This window comes from Rhizobium azibense (assembly GCF_004342325.1).
Classification (GTDB): domain Bacteria; phylum Pseudomonadota; class Alphaproteobacteria; order Rhizobiales; family Rhizobiaceae; genus Rhizobium; species Rhizobium etli_B.
The window spans coordinates 548,721-571,225 of the sequence record NZ_SMBJ01000003.1 but is presented as its reverse complement, the minus strand read 5'-3'; the positions used below and the strand labels follow the sequence as shown (position 1 = coordinate 571,225).

The following is a 22,505-nucleotide window of genomic DNA, read 5'->3' as shown; positions in this document are numbered from 1 at the left end:
AGATCAGGCGACTGCGGCAGGACGCACGCGGCGCGCGTCGAGGATGGCGAGCGAATCGTCGACGGTTGCGGCAAGGGCTGCCTTTTCCGTATTGCAGGTGCCCCAGGCCTCGATGAAGCTGCTCGTTTTGCCGTAGCTGTTGTCGAGCACGCAGTGATCGGCGCCGATCAATACGCACATGATGTGGCCATGCATGCGGTCGGTGATGACCTGGCGCGCCGAGCCGAGCAAGGCCACACCGCGATCGAAGCGCTGCTGCGCGCGTTCGCGATAGGCAAGCTCCGTCATGCGGGCGCGTCCCCCGATCTTCCCGGACATGAGGCCCTTCAGAATCGCGGTATGCTTGGTTTGCCGCTGGAAATCGGCGGGCTCATCCGGCCAGTCGGATTTGACCGTGCCGGAACGTCCCGTGGCTGCGGTGAGATCCTGGGGAGTTCCGACTTCCTGATCTTCGCGCAGGTTGAGCAGCAGCTCGTGCTGCGGGGCCGGGCGCGCGACCGGGCCGATGCAGAAGGCCATGTCCGGACATAGGCGCGTTTCGCACTGGAACCAGCGGCGCGCGAATTCCAGGCTTTTCTTGTCGCGCACAAGGAGCGTGAAGTTGCCGTGCTGCTCGATTGCTCGGGCCGTGCTGTCGATATTGGCCTGCTCCTTGAAATGGATCGTCTGCGGCATCTGGACGATGGGACGGCCCTTGAATTTTGTCAGCATGCCTTCGCGGAACTGGCGATAGCCCGCCCAAATGTCGCCGAAATTGCCGCCGCCGTGGAGAAAGATGCGGCCGTTGCCTATAGTCGCGAGCATTCGCTCTTCATTGTAGGTGGGAATCTCCGTCACATACGCCGGTCGCGTCTTGCGGCGGTCGAAATAGGCGAGTTCCCCGAGCCAGATGGCGCTGTCGCCGATATTGTAGTGGTTTGGAAAATCGAGAAGCGCGAAGCGCTCCGCCGGATCGACAAGATCGGAGAGGTTGTTTGCGATCAGACCTTGGAGGCGGTTGATGATCGTGATGTTGGTTTCCTGCATAAAAGCTCCTGTTTGCTGGCCAGGCGGCGAAGCTAGGCCTCGGCCCGTTTGCCGAACGGCAGCAGCGACTTGCCGAGTGCGATATAGGGACGGATGGCCTTTCTGCCGAAGATCGGCAGAAAGGCGAGATAGATGATGGCTCCGAGACCGATGCTGAGGCCGAGTGCCAGCCAGCGGCTTTGAAGGTACCCGGCGATATGGGGATGGGCGAACCAGACGCAGAGGGCCATGACGGCGCTGCCGCAGAAGGGAAGGACGAGCGCCTTGAATGTGCCGGCTGCATCGATGCCGGCATATCTGCTCAGCACATATTGCTGGTAAGGCATCGTCAGCCAGGCGCGCAACACATAGCCTGCCGCCACCGCGAAGATGCCGTAGGGGACGAGCAGCCAGGTGAGGATCAGCGTCGCCGCAAGCTGGAGCGCGGCGACCGAAAGGATCGATTGCGCGCGGTTGACGGCTGAAAGCGCCGAGGATGCGAAGAAGTTCGTGACGAAAGGCACTGACATGAGCACCAGCACGGTGGCGATATCGCCGGCATTTCCCCATTTGTCTCCGAAGAGCAGCGCGATCATATCATTCGACAGCGCGCCGAAGCCGAAGAGCAACGGAATCGTGCCGAGGGCCGCAGCACCGACGATCTTGTTGTAGGCGTTGCGGAAGGCGGTGCGATCGTTCTGCAGGCGCGACAGCGTGACGAGTGAAACGCTGCCGATGGGCGCCAGCACGGCCTGGCCGATCAGTTCGATCAGCCGCCAGGCGATGCGATAACGGCCGACTTCGACAGCGCCATACCAGCGGGAAATGAAGATATCCTGCACGCGGGCAAGCAGCATCCACATGAGCTGTGTCACCACCAGGCTAACGCTGAACAGGAAGACCGTACGGAATTTTTCGAGGTTGAAGCGCAGGCGCGGCATCCACGGGTAAGACACCCAGCCGAGGATGACGGTGACGGCCGCATTGACGGCGGTTTGAGCCACGAGCGCCCAGATGCCCCAGCCGAGATAGGCGCAGACGACGGCCGTTATGCCGGAAAGCAGGCTTGCGGCGATGCTCTGCGCTGCAAGGCTCTTGTGGCCGAAGTCGCGCGCAAGACGCGCATTGTGGATGACCGCAAGCGACGAAAGGGGCAGCAGCGGCGCCAGCCACTGCAGGATACCGGCCACCGAAGGATCGCGAACGAACTGCCCGTAATAGGGAGCGAAGACGAAGACGAGCAATGCGACGACGGCGCTGAAGGCGACCGTTGCCCAAAAGCAGGTGTCGGCGAGTTCCTCGTCGAGGTCGAGCTGGCGGGTAATTGCATCGCCGAGGCCGGCATAGGCAAGCACACGGCCGATCTCGACGAAAAGGCTCGCGAGCGCGAAGGTTCCGAAATCGGCTGGCCCAAGGATGCGGGCAAGGATGACGAAGATGACGAAGGTTGCGACAGTGCTCCAGGCAACGCGGATCACCGACCAGAGGACGGACAGCGCCGTCTTCTTCTTCAGGTCGGCATGCGCAACTGCATTATCTGCCATTCAGATTCCAATCGATGTGGCACGCCGGCAGTGATGGTCAGCGGCGGATCGCCGCTGGCGCCGCAGAGCGCATGGCGCTCCGCCAATAGGCAAGCATGCCGGTGATATTGTCGCGAAGCTGGCGGCGGTAGGTAAGCCCCATTTCCTCGCTCATTTTCCGGCCGCCGATCAGTTCCTTGAACGCCTGGCGGATATCCCAGCGCAGCATGCCGCGCATGTTGGAGCGCCGGTCGAACATGTATTTCGCATAGAGCGCGCCGTTGCCGAAGGCATAGCCGGCATGCAGGCGGTGGATGTCCTCGATCTTGCGGCGCCCATGGAAATGCTTGACGACGAGATCGGGAAAATATTCGACGCGGATGCCGGCGTTGGAAGCGCGGTGAATATAATCCGTATCCTCGCCGGAGCGGAACTGCGAGCCGGCGCCGAAGAGCGGGTCGAAGAGGCCGATCGTTTCGCAAAGCGCCTTCGGAAAGGCCATGTTGCAGCCGTGGATGAAGCCGCCCGCGTGAAGCTCGCTGGTCAATACGGCGGGCTCAAGTTCGGTCTTGATGGTGACGGGAAGATCGCGCGCATCGCCAAGTTCGACGCGTCCACCGCGCATGACGATTTCCGTATCATTGGCGAAGACCGCCTCGATGGCCGTGAAGTAATCCGGAAACACCTCGCAATCGTCGTCCGTAAAGGCAAGGATACGGCCGGTGGCGGCGGCGATACCTGTATTGCGAGCATTTGCAAGGCCGGGCAGCGTTTCGTAGATGAGATTGGTATCGATCGGCGCCGAGGCCGCCCATTTGCTGAAGACATTTGAGGTGTCGTCGCTCGATCCATTGTCCACGAAAACAAGTTCAAGGCGCAAATGACTGGCCTGCCGCGCGGCAATGGCGATGGCATCCAGGCAGTTTAACAGGCCATAGGCCCGATTTCTCGAAGAGATGATCAGGCTGATGTCAACAGGCCGAGGAGGCATTCGTTTCCCCTTCTATGATCAATGTGTGCGGACGAAGATAGGCCGCACATCGAGGTTCGGCAAGGATTTTTTGCAGTGCAGCAAAATAGAATAGATGCTGAAAAAATAGAAGAAATGAGGTAATTTGTTGACGAAGACCTTTTGTTTGGCGTGGAATAGATAACCAAATGAAGAAAATGTAATAAATCGTTAACTTTATTGTATTTAATAACTTAGACTATGGAAATTTGTAGTTGTTCCTGTGTTTTGTTGTTCTAATTCTGTGAATAAATAACAAAAATACCTGGATTGGACTCCAATAATATTTGAGATAGGAGGGGTGTGATGTCTCCATCTTCATTGCCGCAAATGCAGGAAGCAGCGAATTGAGTGACGTCGACAAGAGTTGAGCAGAAATGTCCCGCCGAAAAAGATGCCGGTTGGTTTTACATCTGGACTAGACTATCTGGAGCAAGTCCGTTCCAAGAAATCATCAAGCTTCGGAAGTCTTTCCGGGGCGCTATTGCGGGACGCTAGCTTGGCGGTCCTTCTGCAGAAGCCATTTCTGGATGATCGGCACATCTGCATCGCCTAGGTCATGGCCGCCAAAGATGACATCCGAATCGACGGTGGCGCCGGAGGTTTTCAGCCGTGTCTGAAGCTCGCTTGCATATCGTCCATAAGCGTCGGTCTTGCCGCTGATGACGAGCAGGTCCGTGCCCGTAAGGTCGGCATGCGGATAGTCCGTGAGCACCGGCATGGAGCGCAGCAGCACCGCGCGGTGTATCAGGCTCGGATGCAGGTAGAGCAACGAGTTGAGCAGATTGGCGCCGTTGGAATAGCCGACATAGACGATTTTCTTCGGGTCGAGGTCGTAGGATTTGACGGCGCTGTCGATAAAGGCGGCGAAGGCTTCCGCCTCGTTCTTGATGTCGTCCTGATCGAAGGAGAACGGCGTTATGCGCTTGTACCAGCGCGGGAAGCCCTCTTCCGTCGCGCGGCCGCGCACGCCCAGCAGTGTAGCGCGCGGAGCCACCTTATGCAGCAGCGGCATCAGTGTCGTCTCATTACCGCCCGATCCGTGAAGCAGCACGAAGACGCTGCCATCCGGATCCGGTGGCGTATAGAAGCGGTGGACGAAAGGCAGATCGCGATAGTTCACGCGAGGCTCGCCGGGCATGGAAAACTGCGGCAGGACGACCTTCAGGTCCTCAAGACTGGTGATCGCATCCTTTGGCGGCAGGAAGAGCTTGGAACCGAGGGTTTCGGGCGGTTCGTCGACAGTCATGCCGGGCTTGTCGGTTGCAAGCTCGGCCAGCGTGCCACCGGGTTCGCGGGCATACAGAGATCGGAAATATTTGCGGTCATGCGTGCTGGTTGCCGAGGCGTTCGACTTCTCGAGCGCTTCGTGAACCGTCGACAATTGCGCATCGTCGGTGGCGCGGAAAGCCACGTGATCGACCGTGCCTGTTCCCGGTGCACCGGACCAGAAGCCGCGGGCGTTGCGGACATCGATGACGTCGCCCGACTGCGAGACGAGCCGATCGATGGCGCCCTTGCTCACCTGGAAGCGATAGCCGAAGTGACTTTCGAGGAAGCTGCGGCTTTCCTCGGGGACTTCCGTCAGCATGGTGGCGCCGCGGATGCGCTGCACGGCGTGCTCCACCGGCACCGGACCGCCATGCCAAGGGGCGGCACTCTTCAGCTGTCCGTTCCCGGTCAGTTTCACAATGATGTTGTCGGGATCCTTGAGGCGCAGCACCGTCTCGCCGAACTCATCTCCTGGCCCCTCCAGGCGCAGACCGAAACTCATTGCCCGCGTCAGCCAATAGCCGATGCTCGTCTGATCGATGGCAAACGCGATTTCGCTGATTTGCCCGAAGCCTGCCCGTCCCGGCGAACCATCTTCCCAGGCGAGGAAGGTGACGAGCGAACCTGGCGTGCCGGCCGCGTCACCATAGAAGAGATGCAACTGCGTCGCGTCCTCGAATCCGGCCGTCTGCTTGACGAGCCGCAAGCCCAGGAAGCCTGCGTAGAAATCGACATTGGCCTGCACTTTGCGGGTAATCGCCGTGACGTGATGTATTCCAGAAACCATCGATAGCAGTCCGGATTGGAAAGGAGTGGCGAGCAATGCCAGAACGAGGGCTGATGCGAAAGTCATGCGAGGGCCGTAAAAGATTGCCTTGATTGTTCTACACATAAAACGAACGAATCGCCGCGTGGTTGCAGTTCCAGCGTATCAACTTCCTCCAATGCTTCTTCCAGTTGCTGCAGGGTTGGCGGCTTCACCATATAGGCGAGCGCACCAAGCTCCTTTGCTCTTTGCATATCGCCTTCGTCGCTTGACGTACTGAGGATGCAGACCGGAATGCCGCTGAGCCGCCCATCGGCTGCAAGCGCCCTCAGGACCTCAAAGCCGTCCATGAGCGGCATGTTTATGTCGAGCAGCATCAGGTCCATCGGGGGCTGGTCGGCTATTGCGGCACGTTGCTCGAGCAGCAGCATGGCTTCACGACCGTTGTTTGCCACATGGAGGTTGAAGCTGACTTTCTCGCGGCGCATGAGCTTCAGTTTCAGAAGTTGGATGTCGGCCGGGCTGTCTTCGACAAGCAGCACCTCTGCAAGCCTGCCCGCTCCCTCCGTCACCTGTTCGCCGTGCCGGACGCTTTGGGCCGCAGGCATGGCTGCGGGCGCCGCGGCGGCTGCCTGTGCAAGGGGTATTTCGACGACGAAAACGGCACCGCCGTCGCGCTCCTCGCACCAGATCGCTCCACCATGCAGTTGCGCAATGCGCCGACAGATGGCCAGACCGAGGCCGGTTCCCTCGATGCCACGGCCGACGAGCCGTTTGAACGGCTGGAAAACGAGCTCGCGATGGGCGGGATCGATGCCGGGGCCGTTGTCGCTCACGGAAAGCCGGCACACGCCGCTGTCTACCGTCGCAGCGATCCCGATTTGCGGTGTGCGGTTCTCGCAATAGCGGATGGAGTTCGAGACGAGGTTTTGCAGAAGCTGGATCAGCAACGTCGCGTCGCCCATCACTTCGGGCAGGTCTGCCCGGCTGATCACCGCCTGACGGCTTTCGATCTGGCGATGAAGATTATCTTCCACCTGGTCGAGCACCGCGGCGAGCGAGACAGGCTTCAGCTCCAGCTCGCCGGAGGCCTCGAGCTTGGTGAAGCCCGAAACCTTGACGATCAGATCCTCCATGTGATCGGCAGCGCTCAGCACATAGTCGAAAAGCTCGCGATCTTCAGGCAGCAGCGATGGAGAACCGTGCAGGATCTTGGTGAAGGACTTGATGGTTCTCAGCGGTTCCTTGAGGTCGTGCGCCATCGCACGGGTAAAAATTTCAAGGGATTGGCGTTTCTGCTCCAGTTTGGTCTCCAGTGCGCCGTGCATGATGGCGTTCTGAATGCAGCGGTGCAGCCCTTCCGGTGAAAGCGCATCCTTGGTCAGGTAATCGCGTGCGCCGCTCTTCATCACCTCGACGGCAACCGCCTCGTTGCCCTGGCCTGTCAGCATGACGACGTTGGCGGAGGCATCGAGTTCGAGTATTTGGGCAAGCACACCGAGGCCGTTGCGGCCGGGAAGAGAGTAATCGAGCAGGATGCAGTTCGGCCGCTTGCGGCTGATCATCGCGAGACCCTGGTCGCCGGTCTCGGCCTCCGCCAGCGTGTAGGTCGTACCCGCTATACGGCCCAGCATGCGACGGTAGAAGTCACGGTCGTCCATGTTGTCGTCTATGATCAGTACGGAGCAGGCTTCTGCCAATCGTCACTCCTCCAGGGGCAGTATGGCAATCTCGAACCAATATTCCTTCAGCCTTTGTATGGCCGCAAAAAGGCCGTCCAGGTCGACGGGCTTTTGCACATAGGTATTGGCGCCGAGGGCATAGCAGCCCTCGATGTCGCGCTCGTCGTCGGAGGTCGTCAGGATGACGACCGGTATCTTATGCCAGTGCGTGTTGGATTTGATCGCCTCAAGCGTCTTGCGGCCGTCGAGCCCAGGCATGTTGAGGTCGAGCAGGATCAGACCCGGCCGCGGGCTGATGGTCGCGAGCATATCGAGAGCCTCTTGTCCCGAAGCCGCCCAGTAGATCGGGTTGCGCAGGTTCGTACGCTTGAAAGCGCGCATCGTTGCCTCGAAGTCATCCTCGCTGTCCTCTACGACCAGGATCGGTTGCGTATCACGCTGCTGCATTCTGCTCCTCGCGCTTCCTGCCCAATGTGAAATAGAACGTCGTGCCTGCGCCGACTTCCGATTCCAGCCATATCTCGCCGTTGTGGCGGGCGATGATCTTGCGGACGAAGGTCAAGCCGGCGCCCGTTCCGTCATCTGAATCTTGCGATTTTTCCAGGCGTTTGAAAATGCGGAAAATATCCTCATGGAATTCCTTGGGTATGCCTTTGCCGTTATCTTTAACGAAGAAGACGTTGAGCGCCGTCGTGCCGTCCCTGGCGACGAAGCGTTCGAGATAGCCGATAGTGACGAGCGGATGAGGCTTGTCGTTGTACTTGATCGCATTGGTAATAAGGTTCCGGAAGACTTCGGTGAGGCGCAGCGCATCACAGACCACTTCCGGCAGTTGGCCATCGATGACAACCTTGGCATGGCGCTCCTCCAGAAGCAGTTCCATGGTGGCGATCACATCCTTGATGACAAGATTGATGTCTGTCCGCTTCACCGCAAGCTGCTGCCGACCGATTCGCGAAAAATAGAGCAGGTCGTTGACCAGCTTCTCCATACGCTGGCTGAGCCGCACGAGGCGATTGAGGCGCCGTATGCCATCCTCGTCGAGGACGCTTTCATAGTCCTCCAACAGGAAGCGGGAGTGGTTGTGAAGCCCACGCAGCGGCTCCTTCAAGTCATGCGAAGCGATATAGGCGAACTCGTCGAGGTCGTGATTGCTGCGCTCCAGATCGGCGGTATAATCCTCAAGCTGCGCCAGCGTCGTCTTCAGCCGCTCCTCCTGGGTCACGCGCTCGCTGATGTCGCGCACAATGCCGACGAAGGCCTTCGTTCCTCCGCTCTTCACCTCGCTGACGGAAACATCGAGCGGAAAGGCGACGCCGTTCTTTCGCCGTCCGGAAACCTTGCGCGTGGTGCCGATGATGCGCTGCTCGCCGGTTTCTGCATAGCGGCGCAGATAGCCGTCGTGCTCCGAATGATACGGTTCAGGCATCAGCATCTTGATGTTCTTGCCGATCACTTCCTGCGGCGTGTAGCCGAACATCTGCTCGGCCGCCGGATTGAAACTTAAAACCGTTCCCTTTTCGTCGATCGTGAGCACGGCGTCCGGCGTGCTGCGCACCAAGGCGCTGAAGCGGATGCGTTCGGTCTCGAGGTTCATCCTGTTCCGCACGTAGTAAAAAACGAGCAAAGCAATCAGCCAGAGCATGACGAGGGTGATCGCCCGGTTCGTGACCTCCTGCCAGAAGCCGACATTGTCGTGGCGCACGGCGAAGAAGCCGAGCAGGACGAGGATGGTGCACACGAGGGCGAAGAGAAGCGACGCCTTGCGGTTTCTGAACCAGAGAGCGGTCAGCACCAGCGGCACGTAAAGAATGCCGTTCGCCACGCCAAGCGGCGTATAGAGGTCTGCGGTAAGCCCTGTGAAGCACACGAGCGCGGGAACCCAGAGCGGAATTCGGCCGCGGCTTTCGGGCTGCCGCCACCAGGCACTTGCGAGCAGTCCGGCACCGAAGAGCACCATGCCGATCGCCGTTGGCAACGCCATCGTTGCATAGGGCCCCCAGCGATAGCCTTGTTCCGCATTCGTGACGTAGCTGGTAAGGGCGATCATGCCGAGCGTGATGACGACATAGCTGACCAATTCCTGGACGAGCGGCGCTCGCGCGACCCGCCAATTTTGGGCGGCGATCAGCGACAAGTTGCCCACCAGGAAAATTACCGCCGTATTCGGCCCCATGCCGCCGCCGATCTGAGCGGCAAAATCGGGTGCGATAAGGATATCGGTGAACAGCCGGTCGACGTGATGAACGGTGCGGCCGAAGATGGCGATCTCGACCAGCCGGGCAAGGGCGATGGCAATGACGAACACCGAAAGTGCAGTTGAAGGCACCGATACCAGCCGCCGGCTTGTAACCGAAGTGGCAAGGGCGCCGCCGGACAGAACAAAGCAGAGTGCCGTGTTGAACGCCATCGAGGGAAATTCAGGAACGACAGAAATGAAGATTTCGAGCTGCAGCAGCCAGCCTGCCAGCGCGGTCAGGCCGAGAAGGGCGAGCAGTGAGCCGATACCGGTGGCGGCGGAGCGATAGCGTATCCGCTTTTGCTGCGGATCGTCCTGCAGTCCTGCCGCCGCTGCATTCCACACGTCGTCACCCCTCCCCAGTCGCGCGCCAATTTTTTCCGAAATCCCGCAAGACACAATAGGAAAACGCATGGTTGCGCCACTGATTCATCGGTTGGCGGTCTACCGCTGCTATCGAGTGGAGGAAAATCCGGCTAGTGTTGCGAAAACACACAATCGAGGAGCGTTCCGAGACCACCGGATGCAAGCACCGATGCCAGTCATATTTTATATCGATGACAGCAGGGATGATCTTTTCTACCTCGAATATATCCGCAAGAAGGAGCGGGTCTCCGTAGATCTTTTCTGTTTTGCAACGGCGGAGGCGGCTCTTGCCGCCCTGGAGGACCGCAGCGCCGAGCGCGCCGCGCTTCCCGACGTGCTCATCGCCGATCTCTACATGCCCCTCGATAGCGGACTTGCGCTCATTGCAAGGCTTCGGGCGCAAGACCGGTTCAAAACGATGCGGCTTTGTGTCTGCAGCGGATCGGATGCCGAGGAAGATCGGCAGCGCGCTCTGGTTGCGGGTGCTGATTCCTATCTTCAAAAACCCCTCGATTTTGCGGCGATTCTGCATCCCAAAACGTCGCGCTGAAGAAGAGGGGCGCGACAAAGCTGCAGATCCGGCCATTGGCGCTGCTGGAAACTGCGATTGACAAGGTCGTTTCAGAATTTCAAAATACACAACCATGGGGAAGAGGAGTGATTAAGCACTGAGAGAGCCGACCGACCCACATTCGCCGCCACGAATTTCAGCCAACCCCTTAGCTGGGTGGATCTATCAGCTCTCTCGCGCTTACGCCGGCATTTCTTCCGCTCTTCATGGATGGTGAACAACGGAATTGCGATACCTAGGTAAGAACTACGACTATCCTGTGTATCACTTGCGGTTGAGAGAATCGATGTCGTTTCCGCTTTCGGGATATTGGGGTCCCCATCCCTTTATCCTCATCAATTGCCTCGACATTTTTCTAACTTCTCGCATCAAGGACGTATATCCCAAGATTTCGGGATGAGGATGACTTCGGGAGATTTCACATAGGGATTTTGCTGGAATGACCAACGCTGCGGCGGTTCCATTTCATACAGGGCCCGAGCTCAGCCGGGCGATCAATCGCACCGACTTTTTCCGCCTCTTCAAGGCGGCGGCACAGCACTATCACTTCGACAACTTTGCGCTTGCCCGGATTTCCGAGGCGAACGCGCCCTTCGGCGAACGCGAAATCGTCATCACCAATGTTGCCGAACGCAGGCTCCAGCTTTTCATCCGCATGCTCAAGGAGGCGCTTGGCGCGCTGAAGGCAAAGACCGCGCAATTCCTGACGACGCCGGTCTACGGCAAGTGCGGATCGATCGGGGCCGACCTCGTATTCAACGAATTCAATGGCAATACCTTTCTGCTCATTCCTCTCTTCACGCCGGAGGGGCGGCGCTACTGCCTCGTGCTCAGCGGCATGCGGCCTGAGCCCGATCAAGGAGAAATTGCCGACGTTATGCTCGATGCCATGCGTATTTTCGACAAACTTTACGAGGAAATCTTGACGCAGGAGATGTCAGGGCGCCTGACGCAGCGGGAGGCGGAAATTGTCAAATGGACCAGCGAAGGCAAGACTTCAGCCGAGATCGCGATCATTCTCGGATTGTCGGAGCACACTGTGAATTCGCATATCACGGCCGCCGCCAGAAAGCTTGATGCAGTGAACCGCGTTCATATGGTGGCGATTGCCCTCAGGAATGGTTTGGTTTCGTGACGGGGAAAACAGCATGAGCGCCGAAGCGGTTCCGGGAGATGCCGTCAAGGTCCTGTTCGTGGATGACGAATTCATCGAGTTCAGGTCGCTGAAGAAGAAGATTGGCAGCCTTTCCGAGCCTGCCGTCGATGTCGAATATTCGCAGTCCATCAGCGACGCGCTGGAGAAGGTCAAGGGTGGCCGCTTCGATCTCATCCTGCTCGACAACCGGTTGCTGCCGAATGCCGATTTCCGCGAGACGGTGCCCGAGCTTCGCGGCATCGGCTACACGGGACCGATCGGCGTTGTTTCAACGGACATTTCGGATGGCTATTTCCAGCAGTTTCCGGATTATGGCGTCGATTTTCGGATCGGCAAGGACGAGATCGACGCGCGCACGCTGCAATATATCATCCGCGAATTCGTGAAGTACGACCTGCCCGACTTCTGGAAGGACGACTACACGATCTGATCGAGTTCAGGCGGGCAACCGGATAGTGAAGCGGCTGCCCGTGTGGCTTGAATGGCTGAGCATCAGTTCACCGCCAAGCGCATTTAACAGTTCGCGCGAAACCGTCAGTCCCAGGCCGGGACCGGTCACGGCTTCATGCTGGGGCAGTTTCCAGAAAGGCTCGAATATCCTCTCCTGATGGGCCGGATCGATGCCGCGCCCGTTGTCGGAAATATGGATCAGCCAGTCGCTGCCGCTCCTTTCTGCCGCCAGGTCGACACGGGGTGCCGCCGCACCCCGATAATGCAGCGCATTGGCAAGAACGTTCGTCAGCACTGTCGAAAGAAGGGCCGCATCTGTGTTGAGGGTTGGAAGGTTGTCATGGCCGATACTCGCGTCATGGGCGCCCATCTCGGTCGTCAATTCGGTCCAGAGATCGTCGACGAGCGGGCCGAGTTCCACCGGAGCCCGCGAAACCTGCGGCGTGCCGGCGGCAAAGCTCATCAGCGCCTTGGTGAGGCGTTGGGCAGTCTGGGCTTTTTGAAGGATCGCCGTGAGGCTTTCGTGCTGCTCGCTATCGAGCTTGTCGCCGAGCTCATCCAGGAGGATTTCGGCATACATCGCAATGTGGCGGAGCGGCGATTGAAGGTCGTGTGAAGCCGTCGCCAGAAAACGCCTAATGCGCTCCTCGCTGGTGCTCGAAACAGCAGTTGGCGTTGGACCGGATGACATTGAACACAACCTCCGCTTCTTTGCAGTGAAAATAGAAAGAGGGCGCCGGTTCGGCAACCGGCGCCCTCGGAATGTCTGTATCGAAGACTTATCAGCCGATCGACTTGCGCGGCTCGGTGGCGCCCGGCGGAATGATTTCCGGCTCGGCGCCAGGGGATGCCGCCACTTGCTTGGCGTGGCGGCGGCGCCAGTCGCCGAGGAAGAGCAGGATCGGCGCTGCGATGAAGACCGAGGAGAGCGCGGCCACGGCAATGCCAAACACCATCGGGATCGCAAAGCTCTCGACCGCGCTGCCTCCCCAGATCGCCATCGGAAGCATGGCAAGGAAAGCGGTGGCGGAGGTATAGAGGCTTCGGCCGAGGGTTTCGTTGATCGACTTGTCGATGAGCTCGCGAAGCGGCATCGACTTGTAGAGGCGCATGTTTTCACGCATGCGGTCGTAGACCACGACCTTGTCGTTCACCGAATAACCGACCAGCGTCAAGAGGGCCGCGATGGCCGTCAGGTTGAAGTCGAGCCCGGTAAGCGCGAAGAAGCCGATGGTCTTCGTCACATCCAGGATGAGGGTGGCGATGGCGCCGACGGCAAATGGCCATTCGAAGCGCGCCCAGATATAGACGAGCATGGCCAGGCTTGCGAGAACGACCGAGAGTATACCGGCGACCGCGAGCTCGCCGCTGACTTTCGGGCCAACGACTTCCGTCCGTTCGATCGTTGCCGACGGATCGATCTTGACGATCTCTGCCTTCAGCTGATTGACGGCGGTCGTCTGCGCTTCTTCTCCACCCGGCTGGCGCTCGGCCCGGATAAGCACGTGGTTGCTGTCGCCGAAGGACTGCAGCGCCACTTCGCCGAGGCCCAGGGCATCGAGGCCTTCGCGGAAGGAGGCGAGATCGGCGGCCTGTGCCGTCTTCACTTCCAACTGGATGCCGCCGCGGAAGTCGACGCCGTAGTTGAGGCCCGGTGTGACGAACAGCACGACGGAAATGATGGAAAGGGCGGCCGAAAGCGCAAGGCCGAAGAAGCGCGCTTTCATGAAGTGGATTTGCGTACCGTCTGGAACGAGACTGATCGGAAGCAGCGGCTTGATGTTGATGACCTTCATCTTCGTGCGACGGACGATCGCCATCATCGCGACGCGAACGATGGAAACGGCAGTGAACATTGAGATCATGATGCCGAGGCCCATGGTGACGGCGAAGCCGCGAACCGGTCCGGAGCCGAACCAGAACAGCAGCACGGTCGCGATCAGTGCCGTCATGTTGCTGTCGACGATGGTCGAGTAGGCGCGGCTGAAGCCGGCGTCGATCGCAGCGAATGCCCCGCGGCCCTTGCGGGTTTCCTCACGGATACGCTCGTTGATGAGAACATTCGCATCCACCGCCAGACCGATGCCGAGGACGACGCCGGCAATGCCGGGCAGTGTCAGCGTCGAGCCGATCAGCGTCAGGCCGGCGAAGGTCAAGATCACGTTCAGGAACAGCGCGACGTTTGCGAGCAGACCCCATGCGCCATAGAGGAAGAACATGAAGCCGACGACGAGTGCGAAGCCGATGAGACCGGAGGTCAGGCCCTTCTTGATGGCGTCGCCGCCGAGATCGGCGCCCACGGTGCGTTCCTCGATCACCGTGAGCTTGGCGGGAAGGGCGCCGGCGCGCAGCATTGCCGCAAGCGTGGTGGCGCTTTCAGCCGTGAAGCTGCCGGAAATCTGGCCGGAGCCGCCGGTGATCGGTTCGCGAATGACGGGCGCGCTCAGCACCTTGCCGTCAAGGACGATGGCGAACGGATTGCCGACATTCTGGCGGGTAATATCTGCAAAGCGGGTTGCGCCGGCGCTATCGAAGCGGAAGCTGACGATCGGCTCGCGGGTGTTCTGGTCGAAGCCGACGCGGGCGTCCGAAAGGCGGTCGCCGGAAATTTCGACGCGGTCTTCCACCGGATAGGTATTGCCCTCCTCGTCTTTCATCATGGTCACGCCCGGTGCCGGGGCGTTGTTCGGGGCAAGCATGTGGAATGTCATCTTGGCCGTGGAGCCGAGCAGCTGGCGCAGGCGGGTCGGATCCTGCGTGCCCGGAAGCTGAACGAGGATACGGTTTGCGCCAACGCGCTGGATCGTCGGTTCGGCAACGCCGACCTGGTCGACGCGCTGGCGGATGACCTCGAGGCTCTGTTCGACGGCCGAGTTCACGTTCTGCGTGATTCCGGCTTCGGAGAAGGTCATCGTGATGTTGTTTGCGCCGCGGGCAGCGATATCGAGGTCGGATTGACCTGCGGTAAGGCCGACTCCCACCGGGTTCGCAAGCGTCTGCAGATCGCTGATGGCAGCATCGCGCTGCGTCGGATCCGTGAGCGTCACGACGATCTGGTTCTGGTTGCGGGCGACCGAGCTGGTCGCGACACCCTTTTCGCGCAGCACGCGGCGGGTATCCTGCAGGAGCGATTGCAGGCGTTCCTTCGTCAGTTCCGATTCGTCGACTTCGAGAACCAGATGGGAGCCGCCGCGGAGGTCGAGACCAAGGGAGACCTGATCGTGGGGCAGCCAGGACGGTACGCGGTCGAGGACGTTTTGCGGCAGGACGTTCGGCAACGCCGTCAGAATGCCGAAGAGGATGATCACCGTGTAGGTGAGCACCAGCCATGGTGAGGTGCGCATGTCGTTGTATTCCTTGAATATGATATACCGGCGCGATGCGCTGGCGGTGTGTCATGTGATTCTGCAAAGGCGCGATAGTCGCGATGTCAAGCCGCAGGCGGGGCTCGCGGCTGATTGCCCGGCAGAGCCGCCGGACGAAGAGCGGTATCGATCGGCGGCAGAGCCGCAGGCGGGCTCCACTTTGCGAATTCGAGACGCGGCGGCACCGGCAGGGGAACCGGGCCAAAATCGTGAAGCGTTTGTTTCGGCGCAACCTTGCGATCGGCGGCGAGAATGCCGCGAACAGCGTCGCGGACGGTCAGATGGGAGGGCTGCGTTTCCTTGCCGGGCAAGATCAGCGCATTGTTGTCCGAGGCTGAGGGACCTTGAATGACATTGCTGCCGATGAGGAGGCCGATATAGGCGGCAATCGCAAGGACGAGCGTAACCGCGATGCGGGCACTCAACCGGCGTGCATCGAGCCCTTGCCCGTCATCCTTTGCAATCTCGCTCTCAAATCGAATCAAAAGCGTAAAAACCCGTCATTCGCTCTTCGACGGCGCTGCGGCCGTGCCCGGAATTGTATCAGTCCCATGCCCATCTTCATAGGCCGGACTGTCATGATGCACTTGGGCGAGCCGGTCAACCATTCCCATGGCGATTTCTCGCTCGCCCATGATGACGGTATCGGCCCCGTACTGTTTCAACTCATCGACTTCAGCGTCCGAATGGGCGCGGGCGACAATCAGGATCGACGGGTTCACGCTGCGGCCGTATTCGGCAACACGGCAGGCTTCGAAGGCATCCGGGATGGCAATCACCAGGCTGCGCGCGCCGGGAAGATTGGCGAGATCGAGCACTTCGCGCGCGCCGGCATTGCCGAGAACCGTCGCAACGCCTTGCCCAGCAAGTTCTTCGGTCCGCTTTTCGGAAACCTCTATGACCAGGAAAGGCATGCCCGAAGACTTTAGGTTCTGACCGACGATGCTGCCGACGCGGCCGTAGCCGACGAGGATGGCGTGGCCGGAAAGCGATGTCGGCCTTATGTCGTCTTCGGGTTCGGAGGGCTCGACGAGTGCCTCGGCTGCAGCGGTTGTATCGATTGGAGCCTCCTCCCGCTTCGGACGGGAAAGAAGCGGGCGCATGCGGTCGCAGGCGAAGAAGAGCAGCGGGTTGAGGATGATCGAGATGATTGCGCCTGCGAGAATGAGATCGCGGCCTTCTTCCGGCAGCAGGCCGAGGTCGACGCCGAGGGCAGCCAGGATGAAGGAGAATTCGCCGATCTGTCCCAGGCTCGCCGAGATCGTCAGTGCGGTACCGGCCGGCTTTTGAAAGAGCAGAACGATGAGGAAGGCGGCGACGGACTTGCCGATGACGATGATGAAGACGGTTGCCAGGACCGGCAGTGGCCTTTCGATCAGGATGTTTGGATCGAAGAGCATTCCGACGGAGACGAAGAAGAGCACAGCGAAAGCGTCGCGAAGCGGCAGGCTCTCCTGGGCGGCGCGATGGCTCAGTTCGCTTTCTGCAAGCACCATGCCCGCGAAGAAGGCTCCAAGTGCAAGCGACACGCCAAAGAGCTTTGCAGCGCCGAAAGCGACGCCGAGCGCGATGGCGAGCACGCCGAGGCGGAAGAGTTCACGCGAGCCGGTATGGGCAATCCGGTGCATTGTCCAGGGAATGAGCTTGCGGCCGAAGACAAGCATGAGGGCGACAAAGAGCGCCACTTTCACCAGCGTCATGCCGACGATGCCGGAAATGCCGAGATCGAGCCCGAGCAGACGGTTGAGGCCGGCCGAAAGCGGTTCGACCGGCCCATGTTCACCACCGCCGATGCTGGCGGCTGCGGGTATCAGCACGAGCGCGAGGACCATGGCCAAGTCCTCGACGATCAGCCAGCCGACAGCGATCTTGCCGCGTTCCGTTTCCACGAGCCGGCGTTCCTGCAGCGCCTTTAGGAGAACGACGGTCGAGGCGACGGAGAGTGCGAGACCAAAGACGAGACTGCCGCCGGTCGACCAGCCCATCATCGCGCCGAGGCCCCAGCCGAGCAGGCTGGCGAAGGCGATCTGGACGATGGCTCCCGGCACGGCTATGCCGCGTACCGAAAGCAGGTCCTTGAGCGAGAAGTGCAGGCCGACGCCGAACATCAACAGGATGACGCCGATTTCGGCAAGTTCGGGCGCGAGGTCCTGATTTGCCACATAGCCCGGGGTGTGTGGTCCAACGAAAATGCCGGCAACGAGATAGCCGACAAGCGGCGGCAATTTCAGGCGGTTGGCGATGGCCCCAAGGATAAACGCCAGCACGAGGCCCCCGACGATCGTCGAAATCAACGGCGTGTCGTGGGGCATCGCTCTCTCCCTGCTCTGGAATTCCTGCGTAAAAAGTGACATATATGGCTTATATTGGCCAATATGGGTGGATTGAGATCATGGGTCAAGGCGCCAGGGAGACTATTCTTACGCCCGCTTTATGCCGGGCGGCACGCGGATTGCTCGATTGGACGCAGGCCGAACTTGCCGCCAAGGCCTCGGTTTCGCGCAGTACGATACGCGACTACGAAGGGCTGAACCATGAAATCCATCGCGCCACCGAGGCGCAGCTACGCCTGGCCTTCGAGAAGGGCGGTGTTCGCTTCGTTGAAATCGAAGGAGCAGGCACAGGGCTTTGCCTTCCTCCGGCGGGCAGTCTCTAGCTTTGCGGTCTAAGGCAGCTGGCAGGCGCCTTGTATGCATTGATCGTCCTGCCGCGATAGTAGCCGTCGGCCGGCTGCCAGCTTTTGACCAGTTCTGGCGCCGCGGCTGCGCAGGTCAGTTCGTTGCGCGTGACGAAAAGAACCTGCTCCTGCACATCGGCCGGCAGTGCGAAGTTCTGCTCGTAGTAATTGGCCGGGAAACCTGCGGGCGGACGCGAATAGATCTTGAGCGGTTCGTTCCTGAGCGTATGGAACATGTCGGCGACGAAATCGCGATTGTCGGTGACGACGATACTAAGTCCGGCCTGCTTGGCCAGTACACCGGCTTTTCGGCTGATTTCGCTGCGGCCGAGGTAGCGCTTCATCGCTTCATTGCCGCCCGGAAGTATCAATTGATGCGCAAAGATCGTCGCAAGTGGAAAAAGGAAGCTCGCAACGGCGCCGACGATGAGTGAAATGTGAAGTCCCTTCGGCCATAGCTGCGTGAGCACCCAGACGGCGAGGACGGTGCCGGCGACATAGGCCGGAACGCCCCAATTTGCCTCGGCTTTGGCGACAAAGGCCTGCAGGGTGATCAAAAGGACGACGGGCATGGAGAGCCAGATGAGGAGCTTTTCCTTCTCGCCGCTCTGGCCTTTGATCATGCGCAACGTCGCCCAAAGCATCGCCAAGAAGATGATCGGCCCGACGACCCCGAACTGTGCGGCGAAGAATTCAAGCGCGCCGCCAAAATTCAGCTGCATCTGGTCCCACTTTGCGATGTCTTCGGTGTGGCGCACCGTGGTCGCGTCGTGGGTGACGTTCCACCACAGGTTTGGTGAAGCAACGGCAAGGGCGGCGGCGACCGAAATGAAGAAATCGCGCCAGGCGATCCGTGCGGCCGGAACCATAAGCAGCCCGATCAGCCCGCCGGGAACGATAAAAAGGATCGCGTATTTCGACAGGAAGGCGCAGCCGAAGGCGACACCCATGACGAGCGCAAGTGCGCCTGAGCGGCTCTCGGTCAGCCTGAAATAGGCCCAGAGGCCGATTGTCATGAAAAACAGAAGGATGACATCGGTGGAGAAGAAGACGGAGGAGAGCGCAACGGCAGGCATCGTGATATAGATGACACCGGTCCAGCCTTCGATTTTTGGACCGGCAACGCGCTTTGCGAACTGCATCAGCAGCAAGGCCGTGGCCATATGCACGAGAGGCCCGCACAGTCGCACCCAGAAGATGTCGGTCGAGCCGGCAATTTCCGTCATTAACCGGATGAACCAGGCAATCATCGGTGGCTTCGAATAATAGCCGAAGTCGAGGTTCTGCGACCAGAACCAGTATTGCGCCTCGTCGACGAAGAAATCCGTCGTGTCGAATTGCAGCATCACGATGCGCCACAAGGTGACGGCGAGAATGATGAAGAGGCCGGTTCTGGCAGTCATGAACAACTTCCGCTGAGCTCAAGGCGCCTGCGATACATCAGAGGAAGAGAGCTGCCAACTGGGCGGCGGAAGAATGCCCACTATGCCGCAGGCGCCAACTCTTTTTAGAGCACGCGCAGGATGAGGCTGTCGCGATTGGCCTCGATCCGGTCGAGCAGGGCGACGGCGGCGAGCGTGGCGATCGCGATGAGGCAGGAACCCAGTCCAAGAACAATCATTGCTCTATCCTTAACGACATCATGTCATGTCTGAGGTGTGGATATATCATAGAGCTTGCGCGGGACTTGTAGCGCGCCTGCAACTGCGCTGGACTATTTCATTGAACGTGCTCGAAATGCTTGGAAGGGGCGGTTTGCTAAAACGCCTATTAACCTTCAAGCAAGGAATTAACCATAAACATTGCAAGACACGTCGGAATGGGAAGATGTTTGCTCGTTCCCACCAGGCATGAAGCCGTCCCGCCGTACCGGCTCGATCCGGTATCCATCTCTTTTCCGAAACAGATTTGCTGATCGGGATACTTGCGCCCTGCGGTTTGCGCCGTTGGCGGCACAGGCCGTTTCCCTGAAATGCGCTCATCGGATGGAGCACAACGGTTTTTCACCGGACCTTGTCCGGAATGTGGTTGGGGATAGGCATTGGGGCAGGACATGCCATCAGAACAGGCCAAGGGCGCGCAGGCAGGAAGCCTTCGCGATCGTCTGCGCTTTGCCGGTCTCGATGCCGCGCAATGCGAGGCGGTGCGCCGTCACCGGCCGATGCTCGAAGCCCGATTGAAGAGCGGTCTTCGCGACCTGTTCCAGCGCTTCCAAGCCTTCCCCGACGCAGCCTGCAATTTCCAGAATGAGCGTCAGCTCGATCGCCTGCACGATCTTCAGTCCTCGCACTGGGACGTGCTGACTGATGCGCGTTTCGACAGCCTCTATGCAGAGCGCGTCAAGGTTCTTTCCGACAGCCAAAGCAAGATGGGGCTCGATCCGCGCTGGCACGTGGCCGGCCATGGCGTCATGCTGGAGCATATCGTTTCCGGTCTCGCAGGCGAGCTGGCAGGCAAGCCGCTGCTGCCGGGCGCCAAGCGGCGCGCGCGAGAAATTTCGCAGATGATGACAGCCATCATCCGTCTCGTCATGGTCGATGTCGAAATCGCCGTTTCGCTGCGCTTCAATGCACTTCGTGCCTCCCAGCAGCGCGCGCTTGCCGAGCAGCGTGAAGACGACAAGGCGCAGGTCGCGCGGATTTTCGGTGACGTGGTCGACGGCCTCGCAGCCCGAGACCTGACGGTGCGCGCAGCCACCGGGGGTGACGAAGCCTACGCCGATATCGCCGGTGCACTCAATGCGGCGCTCGACAACCTTCAGGCCGAATTTGCCTCAATCAGCGAGCGCACGGCAAAGGCCGAACTCTCCACCCGTTCGCTCGCGGCTGCCTCGCAGGGCTCTTCGGAAGATGCTGCCGGTCATTCGCAACAACTCATGACATCGGCAGCAGCGCTCGAAGCAATCGCCGGAAGTGTCCGCAACGGCGCATCGGAAAGCCGCGCTGCGGAAAAGGCCGCGGCCTGCACGCGCGCGGCGGCAGAAGAGAGCGGTCTGGTCGTCGGCCAGGCCATCAGTGCGATGGCGGATATCGAGCAGTCCGCTGAAAAGATCGGTCAGATCATTGGCGCAATCGACGAGATCGCCTTCCAGACGAACCTTTTGGCGCTGAACGCGGGTATCGAGGCGGCGCGTGCCGGCGAATCCGGTCGCGGCTTTGCGGTCGTGGCGCAGGAGGTGCGGGCGCTTGCGCAACGTTCTGCCGAAGCCGCCAGCGAAATCAAGAGCCTTGTCACGACGACCAAGGCACAGGTCGATGCCGGGGTTCAGATGGTCGGCCGCACTCAGGATTCCATCGGCAACATCGTGCGGCAGGTAACCGGCATCAATGCGGCAATTTCGACGATTGCAAGCCAGACGGGTGAACACGCCGCAAGCCTCGACACGGTGACAGCTGGCGTCAAGGCGCTTGGCAGGCAGGTTGCCGACAGCGCGGCATCGGCCCACCGCGCAGCCGAAGGCGCTGATCATCTGCACGCGGTGATCCTCGAACTGGGGCAGACAATACGCTCCTTCCGCATAGCCCGGGAAAACGCCCGCATCGACGCCGCGCCGCTTGCCGCTTCGCGCCAACGCAGTATCGGAACCGCGGCCCGTCCCGCCACGCTGGACGAGCAGTACGACGAGGAGGATTTCGGGTTCTCCCGTCCGGCTGCGAGTTTCGGAGGCGGCCGGAATGTCTACTAACCTATGGGATTATGACCGCGCCTCGCTCTTGCGGGCACGGGACAAGGGGACAAGGAAAAGCTGATGGCAGCAAAGAAGAGTGGGAAGACGCTGAATTTGGCAGCGGTGCTTGACCTCAACGAGGCTTCGGCCTTGCGCGACAAGCTTATCTCAGCGCGTGGCAGCGATCTTTCGATCGATGCGTCCGCCGTTGAGCGCCTCGGCGGCCTGTGCGCTCAGGTTCTGATGGCTGCGGCGAAGACCTGGAACGAGGACAAACATTCGTTCACCTTCACGAAAGCGTCCGACGCATTTCACAAAACCATGCAGCTGGTTGGCGTCGACATCGACCACCTGCTTGCCAAGGAGATCCGGCAATGAAGAAAAAAGTGCTTACCGTGGACGATTCACGGACCATCCGAAACATGCTTCTCGTGACGCTCAACAATGCGGGCTTCGAGACGATCCAGGCCGAAGACGGCGTTGAAGGCCTTGAAGTCCTGGAAGAATCCAACCCGGACGTCATCGTGACCGATATCAACATGCCGCGCCTCGACGGTTTCGGTTTCATCGAAGGAGTTCGGCGCAACGAGAAGTATCGGGCGATCCCGATCCTGGTGCTGACGACCGAAAGCGACGCTGAAAAGAAGAACCGCGCCCGCCAGGCCGGCGCCACTGGCTGGATCGTCAAGCCGTTCGACCCTGCCAAGCTGATCGATGCCATTGAGCGCGTAACCGCTTAAACCCAGGATTCTCTCCT

General features: G+C 60.0%; 19 protein-coding genes. 7 read left to right on the top strand and 12 right to left on the bottom strand.

Annotated features, from left to right (window positions below; genetic code table 11):
- Window positions 1-3: 3 nt before the first annotated feature.
- The 7 genes from EV130_RS10295 to EV130_RS10265 form a co-directional block, all read right to left on the bottom strand.
- A complete protein-coding gene (locus tag EV130_RS10295; RefSeq protein WP_074060170.1) occupies window positions 4-1,026 on the bottom strand; it encodes a polysaccharide pyruvyl transferase family protein in 1,023 nt (340 codons plus the stop codon).
- 32 nt (window positions 1,027-1,058) lie between these two features.
- Window positions 1,059-2,549 carry a lipopolysaccharide biosynthesis protein gene (locus tag EV130_RS10290; RefSeq protein ID WP_074060171.1) on the bottom strand — a complete coding sequence of 497 codons (1,491 nt, stop codon included), beginning with the start codon at window positions 2,547-2,549 and terminating at the stop codon, window positions 1,059-1,061.
- Window positions 2,550-2,586: 37 nt separating this feature from the next.
- Window positions 2,587-3,519, bottom strand: a complete 933-nt coding sequence (locus EV130_RS10285) for a glycosyltransferase family 2 protein (protein WP_132660190.1) — start codon at window positions 3,517-3,519, stop codon at window positions 2,587-2,589.
- Between the two features lie 499 nt (window positions 3,520-4,018).
- Window positions 4,019-5,662 carry a VOC family protein gene (locus EV130_RS10280; RefSeq protein WP_207900873.1) on the bottom strand — a complete coding sequence of 548 codons (1,644 nt, stop codon included), beginning with the start codon at window positions 5,660-5,662 and terminating at the stop codon, window positions 4,019-4,021.
- Entirely contained in the window at window positions 5,659-7,275 is a 1,617-nt protein-coding gene (locus tag EV130_RS10275; protein WP_074060173.1) for a response regulator, read from the bottom strand. Before EV130_RS10275 ends, EV130_RS10280 begins: the two co-directional genes overlap by 4 nt.
- 3 nt (window positions 7,276-7,278) lie before the next feature.
- Window positions 7,279-7,704 (bottom strand): response regulator, encoded by a 426-nt coding sequence (locus EV130_RS10270; protein WP_074060174.1) that lies wholly within the window; start codon window positions 7,702-7,704, stop codon window positions 7,279-7,281.
- Entirely contained in the window at window positions 7,691-9,841 is a 2,151-nt protein-coding gene (locus EV130_RS10265; protein WP_245520045.1) for a PAS domain-containing sensor histidine kinase, read from the bottom strand. The genes EV130_RS10270 and EV130_RS10265 overlap by 14 nt, the downstream gene beginning before the upstream one ends.
- A 190-nt stretch (window positions 9,842-10,031) precedes the next feature.
- On the opposite strand from EV130_RS10265, the gene EV130_RS10260 reads away from it, so the two are divergent.
- From EV130_RS10260 to EV130_RS10250, 3 genes are all read left to right on the top strand, one after another.
- Window positions 10,032-10,412 (top strand): response regulator, encoded by a 381-nt coding sequence (locus tag EV130_RS10260; protein ID WP_132660184.1) that lies wholly within the window; start codon window positions 10,032-10,034, stop codon window positions 10,410-10,412.
- A 460-nt stretch (window positions 10,413-10,872) separates the two neighbouring features.
- Entirely contained in the window at window positions 10,873-11,568 is a 696-nt protein-coding gene (locus EV130_RS10255) for a response regulator transcription factor (protein ID WP_074060176.1), read from the top strand.
- Window positions 11,569-11,581: 13 nt separating this feature from the next.
- The gene (locus EV130_RS10250) at window positions 11,582-12,019 is read left to right on the top strand and encodes a response regulator (RefSeq protein ID WP_074060177.1); all 438 of its coding nucleotides are present in this window, start codon (window positions 11,582-11,584) and stop codon (window positions 12,017-12,019) included.
- Window positions 12,020-12,025: 6 nt separating this feature from the next.
- Here EV130_RS10250 and EV130_RS10245 read toward each other — a convergent pair whose 3' ends face one another.
- The 4 genes from EV130_RS10245 to ybaL all read right to left on the bottom strand — a co-directional run bounded on the left by EV130_RS10245 (window position 12,026) and on the right by ybaL (window position 17,716).
- The gene (locus EV130_RS10245) at window positions 12,026-12,730 is read right to left on the bottom strand and encodes a sensor histidine kinase (protein ID WP_132660182.1); all 705 of its coding nucleotides are present in this window, start codon (window positions 12,728-12,730) and stop codon (window positions 12,026-12,028) included.
- Window positions 12,731-12,821: 91 nt separating this feature from the next.
- On the bottom strand, window positions 12,822-15,383 hold the full coding sequence (gene secD, locus EV130_RS10240; RefSeq protein WP_074060179.1) for a protein translocase subunit SecD: 2,562 nt from the start codon (window positions 15,381-15,383) through the stop codon (window positions 12,822-12,824).
- Between the two features lie 86 nt (window positions 15,384-15,469).
- Window positions 15,470-15,889 carry a hypothetical protein gene (locus tag EV130_RS10235; protein WP_132660180.1) on the bottom strand — a complete coding sequence of 140 codons (420 nt, stop codon included), beginning with the start codon at window positions 15,887-15,889 and terminating at the stop codon, window positions 15,470-15,472.
- 15 nt (window positions 15,890-15,904) lie between these two features.
- A complete protein-coding gene (ybaL, locus tag EV130_RS10230) occupies window positions 15,905-17,716 on the bottom strand; it encodes a YbaL family putative K(+) efflux transporter (RefSeq protein WP_132660178.1) in 1,812 nt (603 codons plus the stop codon).
- A 35-nt stretch (window positions 17,717-17,751) separates the two neighbouring features.
- On the opposite strand from ybaL, the gene EV130_RS10225 reads away from it, so the two are divergent.
- Window positions 17,752-18,060: a helix-turn-helix domain-containing protein gene (locus tag EV130_RS10225; RefSeq protein WP_165918517.1), complete on the top strand. Its 309-nt coding sequence runs from the start codon at window positions 17,752-17,754 to the stop codon at window positions 18,058-18,060.
- Here the strand turns inward: EV130_RS10225 and EV130_RS10220 are convergent.
- Complete coding sequence (locus tag EV130_RS10220; protein WP_132660176.1) at window positions 18,057-19,484, bottom strand: ArnT family glycosyltransferase; 1,428 nt, start codon at window positions 19,482-19,484, stop codon at window positions 18,057-18,059. The two genes, EV130_RS10225 and EV130_RS10220, sit on opposite strands and share 4 nt — an antisense overlap.
- Window positions 19,485-20,134: 650 nt before the next feature.
- Between EV130_RS10220 and EV130_RS10215 the strand changes: the two genes are divergently transcribed.
- The 3 genes from EV130_RS10215 (at window position 20,135) to cheY1 (ending at window position 22,488) form a co-directional block, all read left to right on the top strand.
- Window positions 20,135-21,766, top strand: coding sequence for a globin-coupled sensor protein (locus EV130_RS10215; RefSeq protein WP_132660174.1), 1,632 nt, complete (start codon window positions 20,135-20,137; stop codon window positions 21,764-21,766).
- A 63-nt stretch (window positions 21,767-21,829) separates the two neighbouring features.
- Window positions 21,830-22,126, top strand: a complete 297-nt coding sequence (locus EV130_RS10210) for an STAS domain-containing protein (protein WP_132660172.1) — start codon at window positions 21,830-21,832, stop codon at window positions 22,124-22,126.
- On the top strand, window positions 22,123-22,488 hold the full coding sequence (cheY1, locus tag EV130_RS10205; protein ID WP_003570362.1) for a chemotaxis response regulator CheY1: 366 nt from the start codon (window positions 22,123-22,125) through the stop codon (window positions 22,486-22,488). The genes EV130_RS10210 and cheY1 overlap by 4 nt, the downstream gene beginning before the upstream one ends.
- Window positions 22,489-22,505: the final 17 nt, after the last annotated feature.